The organism is Burkholderia cepacia ATCC 25416, assembly GCF_001411495.1.
In the GTDB taxonomy this organism is placed as follows: domain Bacteria; phylum Pseudomonadota; class Gammaproteobacteria; order Burkholderiales; family Burkholderiaceae; genus Burkholderia; species Burkholderia cepacia.
Genome location: NZ_CP012983.1, coordinates 1,013,632 through 1,027,130 on the forward strand (window position 1 = coordinate 1,013,632; position 13,499 = coordinate 1,027,130).

The following is a 13,499-nucleotide window of genomic DNA, read 5'->3' on the forward strand; positions in this document are numbered from 1 at the left end:
CGCTGCCACGGGCCACCGCATCTCGACCGATGCGGTGGCCCCCTCTTCCTGCTCCGCTTCGAAAGGCGCCCCGCTTACTGCGCGGCAGTCGGCGGCAGATGCGCACCGCCCTGCCTGCGCCGGTACGCGCTGTCGCGCGTCGCGAGCCAGTAGTACAGCGGCGACGTCAGCACCAGCCCCACGAGCCACGACAGGTCCGCGCCGCCGAGATACGCGGGAATCGGGCCCGCATACATCGGCGTGTTCATGAACGGAATCTGCACGAGGATGCCGATCGCATACGCGAGCAGCGCCTGCGGATTGAAACGGCCGTAGATGCCACCGTCCGCCATGAAGATCGACTGGATGTCGTACTTGCCCTTGTGGATCACGTAGAAGTCGATCAGGTTGATCGCCGTCCACGGCACGAGCACGACCAGCAGCGCGAGCACGAGATCGACGAGGTTGCCGACGAAGTTCGTCGATGCGCCGATCGCCGCGTAGCAGCACGCAACGAAGATCACGACCGACACCGCCGCGCGGGTTTTTGCGGTCGGAATCCATTTGTATGCAAACGTCTGCACCGACGTGATCACCGCGAGCACCGCGCCGTACAGGTTCAGCGCGTTGTGGCTGATCACGCTCAGCAGGAACAGCACGAGCATCAGCGGGCCGAGCGGGCCGGTCGCCTGCTTGACCGCATCCATCGTGTCCGCGCCGGCCGGCACCGCGAGCACCGCGACCGCGCCGAAGATGAACGCGAGCGTCGAGCCGATCGTGCAGCCGAGATAGGTCGCCCAGAACGTCGACGCGACGCCGACGTCCTCCGGCAGATAACGCGAATAGTCCGATACGTACGGGGCGAACGCGATCTGCCACAACGCCGACAGCGACACCGTCGCGAGCCAGCCCGCGAAGTCGAAGCCGCCGCGCGTCAGGAAATCGTCGGTCGTCACGTGCGTGAGGATCATCCAGAAGCCGACCATGATCCCGATGCCGAGCACCCACGTGCCGATGCGGTTCAAGATATGGATGAAGCGGTAGCCGACGATGCCGATCAGCCCCGAGCCCACCGCGCCGATCACGATGCCGACGGGCACCGGCACCGACGCCGCGATGCCGTGCACCGACTTGCCGGCGAGCACGATGTTCGACGCGAAGAAGCCGACGTACATCACGGCCGCGATCACGGTGACGAGCAGCGCGCCCCACGAACCGAACTGCGCACGGCTCTGGATCATCTGCGGGATGCCCATTTGCGGCCCCTGCGCGGAATGTAGCGCCATCAGCACGCCGCCGACCGCCTGGCCGACGACGATCGCGACGATGCCCCACATCAGGTTCAGGTGAAAGAGCTGCACGCCGAGCGCGCCGGTCACGATCGGCAGCGGCGCGATGTTGCCGCCGAACCAGAGCGTGAACAGGTCGCGCACCTTGCCGTGGCGCTCCGCGGGCGGCACGTAGCCGATCGTGTGTTTCTCTATCATCGGGGACGCGTTGCGGTCCACGTTCGTCATGGTGAAGTCTCCTGTCCTGCGCGGCGATGCGCGCTTGCCGTTTCAGCCGACGCGCGTTGGGCTGCGCGCCTGCAATCGGGTCCGGATACGCGAGCGACGACGCGCCGCGTGCACGCGCGGCGATGTCGGCCGAAGCGGACCACGCGCGGCATGCGGGGACGGATGACATGTCCCGCCCGCACGTGTGCGGCCTCGTTGCGATCCGGATTGGAGACGATGGTGCGCCACCGATGCAGCGACGGAGAAATACTAAAAATATTTCCGGGACATACGAAAAAGCTCTGTAGCGGAAATTTCGGCTTCGGGCTTCTTCAGGTATGGTGCTACGCGAAACCATGGACAGAATTCGCCCTCGGCGGCATGCCGGGGCCGGGCATCAGAGGTGCTTGTGGCTCACTACACTTTGCGGCAACTGAAATACTTCGTGACGACGGTGGAATCCGGCAGCGTCGCCGAGGCGTCGCGCCAGCTCTTCATCGCGCAGCCGTCGATCTCCAGCGCGATCAAGGGGCTCGAGGAAAGCTTCGGCGTAAAACTGTTCATCCGCCATCACGCGCAGGGCGTGTCGCTGACGCCGAGCGGCACGCGCTTCTACCGGAAAGCGCAGGAGCTGCTGCGCATCGCGCACGAATTCGAACAGAACGCGCTCGCCGACAACGACGTGATTACCGGGCAGATCGACATCGGCTGCTTCGAGACGGTCGCGCCGCTCTATCTTCCTCAGCTCATCGCCGGGTTTCGCGAGCGCTACCCGGGCGTCAACATCCGGCTGCGCGACGGCGACCAGCAGGAACTCGTGCAGGGCCTGACGTCCGGCACGTTCGATCTCGCGCTGATGTACGACCACGATCTCGACGGCACGATCGAAACCGAGCCGCTGATGCCGCCGCAGCAGCCGTACGTGCTGCTGCCGGAGAACCACCGGTTCGCGGGTCAGCCGCACGTGTCGCTGCGCGACCTCTGCGTCGAGCCGATGATCCTGCTCGACGTGCAGCCGAGCCGCACGTATTTCGTCAGCCTCTTTCACGAACTCGGGCTGACGCCGAACATCGTGTTCGGGTCGCCGTCGATCGAGATGGTGCGCGGGATGGTCGGCCAGGGGTTCGGCTTTTCGCTGCTCGTCACGCGCCCGCATTCCGAATACACGTACGACGGCCAGCGGGTCGTGACGATCGGCCTCAGCGAAACGGTGAGCCCGTCGGGGCTCGTGAGCGCGCGGCTGAAGCGCGGCCAGCTCACGAAGCAGGCGCAGTCGTTCGTCGACTTCTGCCGCGAGCGGCTCGCGCAGATCGTCGCGGAAACGGCGAGATAAGACGCGAAACACGCACGCACCGCGCGAGGCGGTGCGTGCGTGTTTGCAGTGACGGTTTCAGGCGGCCGACGACAGATACGCAGCCAGACGACTCAGCATCGCGTCGCATCCATGCAGCTGGTCTAGCGTGACGAACTCGTCGGGCTTGTGCCCCTGGTCCATGCTGCCGGGCCCGCATACGACTGCCGGAATCCCGGCCTGCCCGAACAGCCCGCCCTCGGTGCCGAATGCGACCGTGCCGAACGCATCGGAACCGCTCAGCATCGCGAGCAGGCGCGCGGCCTCGCTGTCCGGCGCCGTGGCCAGCCCCGGATACGCGCCCAGCGGCTGCAATCGAATGTCGGTATCGGGCTGCACCGCACGCATTCGCGGCAACAGTTCGGATTCCGCATAGTCCTGCAGCTTCCGCGGCACGTCGTGCGCGTCGAAATCCGGCAGCGCACGCACCTCGAAGTCGAACTCGCATTCGGCCGGCACGATGTTCAGCGCGCGGCCGCCCTTGATCAGCCCCGTCTGCACGGTCGAGAACGGCGGATCGAAGCGGCCGTCGTGCCGTTCGGGCCGCGCGAGCGCCGCGCCGATCTCGCCGAGCCGGCCGATCAGCTTCGCCGCATAGTCGATCGCGTTGACGCCCGACGGCGCGTACGCCGAATGGCACGCGGCCCCCTTCACGTGGCAGCGCATCGCGAGCTTGCCCTTGTGGCCGAGCACCGGCTTCAGCTCGGTCGGCTCGCCGATCAGGCACAGGCGCGGCCGGTGCGCTCGCGCGGCCAGTGCGTCGAGCATCGGCCGCACGCCGAGGCAGCCGACTTCCTCGTCGTACGAGAACGCGAGATGCACGGGCACGCGCAGCGGCCGTGCGACGAACGCCGGCACGGCCGCGAGCGCCGACGCGATGAAGCCCTTCATGTCGGCCGTGCCGCGCCCGTACAGGCGGCCGTCGCGCTCGGTCAGCCGGAACGGCTCGACCGTCCACGCCTGTCCGTCGACCGGCACCACGTCGGTATGGCCCGACAGCGCGATGCCGCCGCGATCGCGCGGCCCGATCGTCGCGTACAGGCTCGCCTTCGTCCGTTCCGCGTTGTAGAACAGTTCGCTCTCGACGCCGAAGCCCGCGAGATAGTCGCCGATGAAACCGATCATCTCGAGATTCGAATCGCGGCTGACCGTCGCGAAACCGATCAGCCGCTCGAGCAACGCGCGGCTCGACGTGTCACTCATCGCCCGGCACTCCGTAGCTCGGCGCGGCGGTCGGGTTCAGCGCGCGCGTCTGGTAGTCCTGCATCTGCGGCCGATACGCCCGCCACAGCGCATCGAGCTGCCCGACCGGATCGGCATCGGCCCAGTCGACGCGCAGGTCGACGATCGGCCAGGTCACGTCGCCGGCCACCTTCAGCGCGGCCGAGTGCACCGGCCCCGCCTCGCCGCCGGCCGCGATCGCCGCGTGCATCGCGGCGAGCAGGCGATCGGCGAGCAGGCCGGGCGCCTGCTCGAAGGCGCGCGCCATCGCGTCGATCACGTCCGGCGAAGCCAGCAGGTTGCCGGCCGCCACGCACTGTTCGCCGCGCACCGCGTGATGCGTGCCGAGCGCTTCCTTGCCGGTGAAGCACGCGGTCTGCCCCTGCCCGTCGATCACCGTGACCTGCCGGTACTGGCTCCAGCCGTTCGCGCTGAGCGCGCGGTCGAGCGCCGCGGCGGGCGCGAGCTGTTCGTGCTCGATCAGGTCGAGGATCTGCGGGCCGAGCGCCGGCAGCGTGATGTTCTGCGTCGCGACGGCGCCGACGCCCGCGCGCACCCACGGGCAGCGCGCGCCCACCGCGATGCTCGACGAGCTGATCGCGATGCCGAGCTGGCCCGTCTCCGGGCAGCGCCCGACGATGGAGAAAGTCATGTCGCCTCCCGGGCGCCGTTCGGCTGCCAGTTGTCCGGAATCACGGCGATCACGTCGATTTCCATCAGCCACTGCGGCTGGCCGAGCGCGGACACGACGAGCCCCGTCGAGATCGGATACACGCCCTTCAGCCACTTGCCGACCTCCTGGTACACCGGCTCGCGATAACGCGGGTCGATCAGGTAGGTCGTCGTCTTCACGATGTGCGTGAGGTCGCTGCCGGCTTCCTCCAGCAGCTGCCTGACGTTCTTCATCGCCTGCTCGGCCTGCGCGCGCGGGTCGCCGAGGCCGACCAGGTTGCCGTCGAAGTCGGTGCCGACCTGGCCGCGCACGTAGACGGTGTTGCCGGCCCGCACGGCCTGGCATAGGTCGTTGTCGAGCGTCTGGTTCGGGTAGGTATCCTTCGTGTTGAACATGCGGATACGGGTATGGGTCGGTTGGCTCATCGAAATCCTTCAGTCGTCAGGGGGCACGCCGCCGCACCGGGCGCGAACACGATCGCGGTGCGGCAGGCGGGCGGCATGGGGTCGGTCAGTTGACCGCGTCGGCGAGCGGCTGCGCGTCGGCGTGCGACGCGGCGCCGCCCGGCTCCGGGCGCGATGCCGAGCGGCGCTGCGATGCGTCGTGGTATTCGAGGTAGGTGCGCTGCGTCGCGATGTGATCGGCGATGTGCCGCGCGTCGTGCCACACGCCCCAGATGAAGCTGGAGCCGCGCCGCGACAGCCACGGCAGCCCGAGGAAATAGATGCCCGGCTCCTTCGACACGCCGCGCTGGTGCCGCGGCTTGCCGTTCGCGTCGAACGCATCGACCTTCAGCCAGCCGTAGTCGACCGCATATCCCGTCGCCCAGACGATCGACGTGACGCCCGCGCCAGCGAGGTCGAGCGCGAGGATCGGGTGCGCGACGCAGTCCGGGTTCGGCAGGATGTGGCGGGCGTCGGGTTCGGCCGGCAGGTCGAGGCCGTTGCGTGCCGCATAGGCGTCGGCCGCGTCGAGCAGCGACAGGTAGTTCTCGTCGCCGCGCGCGAGATTGATCGCGAGATCGCGCTCGAACGTGGCCACGCCGCCGCTGAACGACTTCGTCAGCCCGACGAGCGTCACGCCCTGGTTCGCGAGCTTGCGGAAATCGACCGTATGGCCGCCGCGCGCGCCGCTCACCGCGATCGTCACGTGTTCGCGGCCGGGCGTCGCGACTTCCTTGTCCCATTCGCCGAGCACGCCGAGCCACCAGCAGAAGTCGCGGCCGCGATACGCGCGCGGCGGGCGGTCGTGCGGGCCGACAGACAGGTAGACCCGGCGGCCCGCGCGCTGCAGCTCGTCGGCGATCTGCACACCCGACGAACCCGCGCCGACCACGAGCACCGCGCCGTCCGGGAGCTGGCCCGGGTTGCGGTAGTCGGCGGAATGGATCTCCACGAGGCGCGCGTCGTCCGGCGCGATCGGCGGAATCACCGGGCGCTGGAACGGCCCCGTCGCGACGACCACGCGGTTCGCCTCGATCGTGCCGTCGGACGTCTCGACGACGAAACCCGGCTTGCCGGTATTGCGCACGACCCGCTTCACCTCGACGCCGGTGCGGATCGGCGCGTCGAACTTGCGCGCATACGCTTCGAAGTAGTCCGCGACCTGGTCTTTCGACGCGAACGCGTCGGGGTCGAGGCCGTCGAATTCGAGCCCCGGGAAGCGGTCGTGCCACGCGGGGCCGTTCGCGACCAGCGAATCCCAGCGCCCCGTGCGCCAGCGTTCGGCGATGCGGCTGCGCTCCAGCACGAGATGCGGCACGCCCAGCTTGCCCAGGTGCTCGCTCATGGCCACGCCGGCCTGACCGGCGCCGACGACGAGCGTATCGATTGAGGTTGTTTCGACTGCCACGGCTGTCTCCTTTTGAAGTGCGGCTCGGCGCGACGCGCGTGCTGTCGCTCGAGCTGGAATGGAGACATTCTGCTGACACGCCGCTTGCGGCGAAATGATGATTTTTGTTGGTGTTGATGAGCAAAAAGCTGGGGGGCGCGCGGGCGTCGAGCGGCACGGGACGACGCGCCCGTGTTGCACCGGCGCCCGCCCGGATGGCGGGCGCCGGCTTCAACCGGTCGCGCCGGCTACGCGTTCGTCCATGGGCCGGCGCCCTGCCGATACTGGATCACGCCACCGTTGATCCGCACCCGCAGGTTGCCGTCCGGCAGCTGCACCCAGTTCTGCATGTCGAGGCTCAGCATCAGCGCGGCGAAGAAATCCCGCAGTTGTTGCGACTCGCTGGCCTGCCAGAGATCGATGCGTCCGAGGCAGGTACGCAGGTCGCCGCTCTGCTGCATGATCGTCTCGACCTGCCCGGCCACGTTCGCCGACGGGTCGTACACCTTCGTACCGTCGTCGCTGACGATCGACAGATGGATCGCGCGCACCGACGCCGGCTGGCCCGGCGTCTGCTCGACGAGCGCGATGCAGCTCGTCATCGCGCCGAAATCGATTTCCGACGCATCTCCCCAGATGCGCTCGCCAACCGCCAGCGGCGCGGGACCTTGTACGTTCTGAATGTCGTAGGGCATGGGTTCCTCACTTGACTCGATGGGACTGCCGGTGGCGGGAACGACGCGTGTCCGGGAAAGCGGACACGCGTCGTTCCCGCCGCTCACATCCCGCGGCGGGCCTGACGGCCCGGCGGGTCGTGTCGATTGATTCCTGGTCGCCGCGCGCGGTCGCGCGCTACGCACCCTTCTTGTCCAGCAGCGCCTGATACCGCTGCAGGCTCTCGTCGATCTTGTCGAGCGCGATGCTCGCGGCCTCGCCTTCGATCGCCTCCGCGGCACCCGCGACGACCGCCGCCGTCGCGACGAACAGGTCCGTCAACAGCAGGCCCACCGCATCCATCGCCATCCCGCGCACGTTCTCGTCGATGGTCTTCTGCGCCAGGTCCTTCATCAGCACGCTCTTGCCCGCGATCGCCAGTGACGTCGACGCCTCGAAGTAGTTGGCCGCCGCCTGCGCGACCATCCCGCCCGCCTGCGTGATCATCATGTTCGGGCCGACGGCGATCTGCGTCGTCGCGTAGGACGCCGCCTCCGCGTTGATCGCCTGCACGGTCTGCAGCGCCGAACCGCCGCCCCCGGCCGGATCGGCGACCTGATTCGGCGCCTTCAGCGCATCGGTGAGCCTGCGCAGCCGGTTGACCGGCCATGCGCGCGCGCCTGCTTTCGACGTCGCGACGGGCGGCGCGACATCGGCGGGCGTCGTTGCGTCGGCCGGCGTCGTTGCGCCTGCTGCCGCGGACGCGCCATCGTGCGGCGCCTGCGGCGCACCGTCGCCGCGTCCGCCCAAAAGGCCTTTCATGTTCATGGTTCAGGTATCCCGAGAGTCGACTAATGCGTGGAACCCGTCTGCGGCCCGGCCGCCGGCGCTTGCGCCGCGCCGCCCGCTGCCGGCTTCGGCGACGCTTCGACGGACAGGATCATGGCCACCGCCTTCGACACGACGGCGTTCGAAATCTGGTTCAGCGCCGCCTGCTGCTGCGTCATGTTCTGCGCCGAGATGCCGACGGCCTGGCTGAACATCTGGTAAAGCATGCCCAGCGCCTGGGCCGGGGATCCCGCGACGACGTTGACATTGGTCTGCGTCAGCGCGTCGGTAACCTGCTCATTGACTTTGTCTGCCACGAGGCCTCCTCGGATCTCGGCTCCGGCATGCGATTGAAGGAACGGCGGGCCATCGACGCCGCGCATGCCGTTAGGAACGCTGCATGCCCGCGTTCGTGAACGCGCTCACGCGAGTTCCTCGCGCAATTTCCTGCGCAGCAGCTCGACACGCTTCCTGGCCAGCGGCTCGTTGATCCCGAGCGTCGCCGCGATGTGCAGATAGGGCCGGTCCTCCTCGAACTTCAGCGTGAACAGCATCTGCTGCTGCGAGGAGAGCGTGGACAGCACCTGCTCGAGACGCAGCAGCTGTTGCCGGAGCAGCAGTTGCTGCTCCACCGACGGCGCGTGGCCGGCCAGCTCGACGGTGTGATCGTCGTCCCAGCCCGGGTCGAATTCGAGCATGCCGCTTTCGCGCACACGGCGGCGCGCGCCGTCGAGGAACGCGTGGTTCAGCGCCAGAAAGAGAAAGCCGGCCAGGTTCCGGACGCGCTCGGGCGAACGTTGCAGGTAGATGTGGACCTTGAGCGCGGTATCGGAAAGCAGTTCGTCGGCACGGTGGATATCGCCCTTGCACAACAGGCGCGCGCGGCGCCGCAATTTCCCCTGCATTTCCCGCCACGTGTGATCGAGCTGCTGCGCCGGTGACTCAGGCGTCGAAACAGCGTGCTGGTTCGAGGTTGTCATCCCGTGCCTTCCTTTTTTTATGGAAAACACAGAATCGATTCGACGCCGGGAATGGCGCTGTTACCCGCGTAACACCGTTTTAAAGATAATCGCTTCGTGTAAATTTTCTTGATTATTGTGAACGGAAACTTTAATTCCCCGGCATATCCTCATCCGTCGTTTCGGGCGCGCCGCCGAGCGTAACCAATGGCATTTCGATGAAAAATGGCGACTGCCGCCGCGACGTGATTACGCCGGCACGCTGCTGTCGATGTCGGTCGACCAAAGGTCCCTGGCGCCGAAGCAAAACCGTATCGGGATCGCTTTCCCATTATCTGGTTATTTTCATCATTCATTTTTCACGCAATGCCAAAGGCAGCGTTTTTCGCTAGGTGGCCGCATCGTCAAACAACCTTGCACGGAAAACATGCCTGCCCTCGTCAACGGTCGAACGCTGTGCAATATCCCGATACTCGCCGATCTTCCGGAAAGCCTGCTCGCTCACATCGAGCGGCATCTCGCGCCCTGGCCCGAACACGGCAATCGCCTGTTGTTCTTCAAGGGCGATCCGGGCGATTTCGTCGCCTTCGTGCACTGCGGCCGCGTGTACAAGACGCTGCACGAACCCGGCGGACGCGAACTCATTCTCGGCCACTCGTTACCGGGCGAACTCATCGGCGAAAACACGCTGGTTCGCGCCCACCGGCGCAGCTTCACCGCGCAGTTGAGCCCCGACTGCCGCGTGTCGCTGCTGCATCGCCAGTACTTCGCGCCGCTGCTGGCCAACGCGGATTTCATGGAGCGCATCCACGAGCAGCTGTGCCGGCACGTGCACCAGCTGAGCGACTTCGTCGAATCGACGTGCCTGTACCGGCTCGAAGCCAGGCTCGCGCGCCATCTGCTGAACCGCATGCAAGGGAACGATCTCGAGGTGAGGTTGCCGGAGAGCCAGAGCATCCTCGCCGCGATGCTCAACGTCAGCCGGCCGCGACTGAACAGCAGCCTGCGGAAGATGCAGCGCGACGGCCTGATCCGGCTTCACGCGCACGGCGTGACGATCGAGAAGCCGGAGCAGCTGCGGACCATCGTCAACGCCAATTGACGCGCCGGGCGCATACGCCGCGACGCCGCGGCGGCAGGAGGTCGCGCGCGCCGGGTTGCGCGGCGCGCGGTGAAGATCAGCCGCGCCAGTGGCCGATGGCGTTCATCAACTGCGCGACGGCGGTCAGTTGCGACGCAAAGTTGTCGTTCGCGGAGCGCGCCGCGGCGGCCACCGCCACCGGCGAGCCGGCGTAGAGCTGCATGACACCGACGGTCGTGGCGGCGAGGTTGGACATCGCCTGGTTCGCCTGCATCTGCACCGCGTTGTGAAGCAGGATCGCGGACGCATGGCTGTTCGACTGCATGAGCGTGCCCAAGGCCACGGCGGGCGCTTCGCCCACCACCTTGACGTTGGCTTGCGTGACCGCATCGGTCACCGCGGCGGAAACCTGTTCCGGCATGTCGTTGCTCCTGGTTTGCCCGCCCGCTGCGATGCAGTCACGGCGAACGCATGAAAGGGTCGGTCGGCGGCGTGCGCCGATCGATTGCATCGGTGCGCGCGAGCGCTCGCCGTCGCGAGCGTCGGGATGACGACAGGCGCCGGGCGGCAGCCGCGAAGATCAGGGCCGCCGCCCGGCGTCGACGCCGGGTTACGCGTCAGGCCAGCGCCTTGCCGAGCGCGAGCACATCGGCCAGCACGGACAGCACGCCGTTCGAGCCGATTTCCGTCGCGGCGGCGCCGGCGCTCGCCGGCCCGAGCGTGTAGAGCTGCATCGTGCCCACGTTCGTCGAGGTCGGCAGCTGTACCGCGGCCTGCGACTGCTGCTGCACGGCGTTCTCGAACAGCACGCTGAGCGAATGGCTCTGGGCCTGGTACAGCGAGCCCGTTGCCATCGCCGGCGCTTCACCCACCACCTTGACGTTGGTCTGCGTGACGGCGTCGGTGATCGCGGCATTGACCGCGCACGTCTTGCAGTTGCAGGGGTCTTTCGGATCCTTCGAATCCGTCGGGGCGCTTGTATCATTTGCCATCGAATTTCTCCTGGTTTGCGAACGGGCGCCGCATCGAATCGGCTCTACCCGTCCTGTCGTTTGCTCCGGAACACCGCGCGGCACCGCTGTTCAGGCGCCGGCGGACGTGCTGCGGTTCGGCGGTGCGGCGGCGGTATCGGCGGCCCGAGCCGCTTGCGCCGCCGCTCGACCGCGGCGTGGCGACCGTGCGTTACGGGCGCATCGCCTTCCCGATCGCGATCACGTCGGCCAGAATGGAAATGATCCCGTTCGCGCCGATTTCCGTGGCGGCCGCTCCCGCGCTTTCCGGCCCGATCGTGTAGAGCTGCATCGTCCCCACGTTCGTCGACGTCTGCGACTGGATCGCGGCCTGCGACTGCTGCTGCACCGCGTTCTCGAACAGGATGCTGAGCGAATGGCTCTGGGCCTGGTACAGCGAGCCCATCGCCATCGCCGGCGCCTCGGCGACCACCTTGACGTTGACCTGCGTGACGGCATCGGTAATCGCGGGATTGACCTGGCACACCTGACACGTATCACCCATTTTTTGCTCCTTGATTCACGTAGTTGAGAGGTCGCACATCGGGGCCGGACGGTTTCGCGTCCAGCCGCCGGACTTCAGCCGCTCGACTTCAACCGCATGCCCGGTGTGCTACTCCATGGACGCTGGCCCGGGGGTATCGTGAACAGAAGCGGGGGCGGTGGCGGCAGCGGCCGGTTCGTGCAGGTCGGCCGGACGGGCGCCGATGCGTTGCAGCCGCTCGTCGATCGCGTCGAGCCGCACGACGAGCCGTTCGGCAAGCGAATCGACGTAGTGCCGGAAGCAGGCGTCGATTTCCTGCCGGATGAGGCCGGTCAGCTGTTCACCGATCACCGCCAGCGCCTCGCGTGTGCTGTCCTGGATGTCGGCCGCGCCGGATGCCGGTGCGTCGTCCGGCGGCTCGTGCGCGTCGAGTACGCCGGACACCTTCTGCTGTTCCGACGCCAGCATGCCGAGGGTCGTCTCGTTCTGCGCGTCGATCGTCTGCAGGATGCCGCGCATCTTCTCGTACGCCTTCTGCTGGTTGAGCTGCAGGAAATGCTTGACCTGCTCGCGCGCCTCCTGCCGGGTTTTCAAGCGCGGCAATGGCGGGGACGCGGCACTCGCCTGCGTGGCCGCGCCGGCCGCCGGGACCGGCTGGGCCGCGTGACGACCCGGCAGCCGCTCGAGCAGCGCCCGTTCTTCAGCCGGCTCGAGGGGCCGTCCCAATCGTTTCTCCGCGAACTGCCGCAGCAACGGGTCGAGTGCGTCGTCGCTCATGGCTCACACCTCCTCGAGGTCGGCCCGCGGCGCCGGTGCGTGCGGTTCGGGTGCGGATGGGCGCGGCGCAGGGGCGCCAGCGCCGGCGTACTGCAATGAATATCGCATGGTGTTCTCCGGGAAATGGACAGGCGGCAGCCCCGCCGGAAATTTCGGCGGGACCGCTGCAGGGACGAACCGTGCGACGGGTCTGTGAAATCGGTTGTCGCCGTGCGTCGCGCCTACGGCGGCGGGCCATGCGCAGGCAAGCAGTGCCGCCGCGCATGCCGGCCGATACCGTTGCGCCCCGTTCGCCCGCTGCCCGGTGCGTGGTCTCTTTTATTGAAATCGACCTACGCCGCGATCATGTTCCGCCGAATTCGATCTCCAACCTGCTTTTGCGATCCTAAGTAATCTGGCCGTTCTTGTTTCGCAAGCGGCCTTTCAACGATTCCTCTGCGAGGGCGGCTCGATCGCTCAGGGCGTAGAACGCCAGCATGCTGACGAGCATCGCAAAGGCCACGCCGCTCGTATCCCAGCGCAGCCCCACGCTGAACGCCATTGCCCTGATCGCGGTCATGCCGAGCGCCATGACGAGCAACATCCCCGCGAATTCGAGCGCGACCCGCACCGGCGCCCGGACCAGCACGCGTACCGGGCCGCGTCGATGCCCGTCCTTGCGGTCGGCCTCGCGCCGAATCAACAGCGCCAGCATGGCCAGCATCGACATCGGGAACCACTGGAGATGGAGCACGAGCATGTTCCACATGGCACCGGTATCGAGCGTGCCGCCGCAGATGTCGAGAATGGCCTCGAGGGGCGCCCGCATCGCATCGAGCGTCAATCCCGCGCAGATGGCGGCCATGCACCAGCGCATCGACCGGCGCGCGCACCTGCCCGGCGATCCGCCTCTCGTCGCGTACCCCGCCACGCCGCAGGCAAACGCACCGATGCCGTTCCATATCCAGCTGGAAGGGGCACCATGCAGCCGCGTCGGCAGGTCGCACGCCAGGTAGCCGAGGGTCGCGAACGCCAGCGCGCCGCGCACGCGTTCGGGCATCGGGAGCATGGCCGTTCGCGCAGACCCGGCCGCCACGCATGCGCGGATCGCGCCCGTCACCGTCACCGGACGCCCGGCCGGGCCGGCCGGCGGAACACTCCGGGCAGTCATGGCCGT

The 13,499-nt window shown here is 67.6% G+C and carries 16 protein-coding genes; 2 read left to right on the forward strand and 14 right to left on the reverse strand.

Going from position 1 to position 13,499, the window contains the following annotated elements; translation table 11 throughout:
• Nucleotides 1-74: 74 nt before the first annotated feature.
• The gene (locus APZ15_RS36730) at nucleotides 75-1,496 is read right to left on the reverse strand and encodes a purine-cytosine permease family protein (protein ID WP_027792493.1); all 1,422 of its coding nucleotides are present in this window, start codon (nucleotides 1,494-1,496) and stop codon (nucleotides 75-77) included.
• 388 nt (nucleotides 1,497-1,884) lie between these two features.
• Here APZ15_RS36730 and APZ15_RS36735 point away from each other — a divergent pair, with 388 nt between their 5' ends.
• Nucleotides 1,885-2,808 carry a LysR substrate-binding domain-containing protein gene (locus APZ15_RS36735; protein WP_027792492.1) on the forward strand — a complete coding sequence of 308 codons (924 nt, stop codon included), beginning with the start codon at nucleotides 1,885-1,887 and terminating at the stop codon, nucleotides 2,806-2,808.
• A gap of 57 nt (nucleotides 2,809-2,865) precedes the next feature.
• Here the strand turns inward: APZ15_RS36735 and argE are convergent, their stop codons facing one another.
• The 8 genes from argE to APZ15_RS36775 form a co-directional block, all read right to left on the reverse strand.
• A complete protein-coding gene (gene argE, locus APZ15_RS36740) occupies nucleotides 2,866-4,029 on the reverse strand; it encodes an acetylornithine deacetylase (protein WP_027792491.1) in 1,164 nt (387 codons plus the stop codon).
• The gene (locus APZ15_RS36745; protein WP_027792490.1) at nucleotides 4,022-4,699 is read right to left on the reverse strand and encodes a DUF1028 domain-containing protein; all 678 of its coding nucleotides are present in this window, start codon (nucleotides 4,697-4,699) and stop codon (nucleotides 4,022-4,024) included. The genes argE and APZ15_RS36745 overlap by 8 nt, the downstream gene beginning before the upstream one ends.
• On the reverse strand, nucleotides 4,696-5,145 hold the full coding sequence (locus APZ15_RS36750; protein WP_027792489.1) for a RidA family protein: 450 nt from the start codon (nucleotides 5,143-5,145) through the stop codon (nucleotides 4,696-4,698). The genes APZ15_RS36745 and APZ15_RS36750 overlap by 4 nt, the downstream gene beginning before the upstream one ends.
• Nucleotides 5,146-5,230: 85 nt before the next feature.
• Nucleotides 5,231-6,571 (reverse strand): flavin-containing monooxygenase, encoded by a 1,341-nt coding sequence (locus APZ15_RS36755; RefSeq protein ID WP_027792488.1) that lies wholly within the window; start codon nucleotides 6,569-6,571, stop codon nucleotides 5,231-5,233.
• A gap of 227 nt (nucleotides 6,572-6,798) precedes the next feature.
• Entirely contained in the window at nucleotides 6,799-7,245 is a 447-nt protein-coding gene (locus APZ15_RS36760) for a hypothetical protein (RefSeq protein ID WP_027792487.1), read from the reverse strand.
• A gap of 157 nt (nucleotides 7,246-7,402) precedes the next feature.
• Complete coding sequence (locus tag APZ15_RS36765) at nucleotides 7,403-8,026, reverse strand: hypothetical protein (protein ID WP_226153342.1); 624 nt, start codon at nucleotides 8,024-8,026, stop codon at nucleotides 7,403-7,405.
• A gap of 29 nt (nucleotides 8,027-8,055) precedes the next feature.
• The gene (locus APZ15_RS36770; RefSeq protein WP_027792485.1) at nucleotides 8,056-8,349 is read right to left on the reverse strand and encodes a RebB family R body protein; all 294 of its coding nucleotides are present in this window, start codon (nucleotides 8,347-8,349) and stop codon (nucleotides 8,056-8,058) included.
• Nucleotides 8,350-8,454: 105 nt separating this feature from the next.
• On the reverse strand, nucleotides 8,455-9,012 hold the full coding sequence (locus APZ15_RS36775; RefSeq protein WP_027792484.1) for an RNA polymerase sigma factor: 558 nt from the start codon (nucleotides 9,010-9,012) through the stop codon (nucleotides 8,455-8,457).
• A 250-nt stretch (nucleotides 9,013-9,262) separates the two neighbouring features.
• On the opposite strand from APZ15_RS36775, the gene APZ15_RS36780 reads away from it, so the two are divergent.
• Entirely contained in the window at nucleotides 9,263-10,093 is an 831-nt protein-coding gene (locus APZ15_RS36780; RefSeq protein ID WP_226129033.1) for a Crp/Fnr family transcriptional regulator, read from the forward strand.
• A gap of 76 nt (nucleotides 10,094-10,169) precedes the next feature.
• On the opposite strand, the gene APZ15_RS36785 is transcribed toward APZ15_RS36780, so the two are convergent.
• The 5 genes from APZ15_RS36785 to APZ15_RS36805 form a co-directional block, all read right to left on the reverse strand.
• Nucleotides 10,170-10,493 (reverse strand): RebB family R body protein, encoded by a 324-nt coding sequence (locus tag APZ15_RS36785; RefSeq protein ID WP_027792482.1) that lies wholly within the window; start codon nucleotides 10,491-10,493, stop codon nucleotides 10,170-10,172.
• 196 nt (nucleotides 10,494-10,689) lie between these two features.
• Entirely contained in the window at nucleotides 10,690-11,064 is a 375-nt protein-coding gene (locus tag APZ15_RS36790) for a RebB family R body protein (RefSeq protein WP_034196216.1), read from the reverse strand.
• Nucleotides 11,065-11,254: 190 nt separating this feature from the next.
• Nucleotides 11,255-11,587: a RebB family R body protein gene (locus APZ15_RS36795; protein WP_021157934.1), complete on the reverse strand. Its 333-nt coding sequence runs from the start codon at nucleotides 11,585-11,587 to the stop codon at nucleotides 11,255-11,257.
• A gap of 108 nt (nucleotides 11,588-11,695) precedes the next feature.
• Nucleotides 11,696-12,343: a hypothetical protein gene (locus APZ15_RS36800; RefSeq protein ID WP_027792480.1), complete on the reverse strand. Its 648-nt coding sequence runs from the start codon at nucleotides 12,341-12,343 to the stop codon at nucleotides 11,696-11,698.
• A 385-nt stretch (nucleotides 12,344-12,728) separates the two neighbouring features.
• Nucleotides 12,729-13,493 carry a hypothetical protein gene (locus APZ15_RS36805; protein ID WP_138143360.1) on the reverse strand — a complete coding sequence of 255 codons (765 nt, stop codon included), beginning with the start codon at nucleotides 13,491-13,493 and terminating at the stop codon, nucleotides 12,729-12,731.
• Nucleotides 13,494-13,499: the final 6 nt, after the last annotated feature.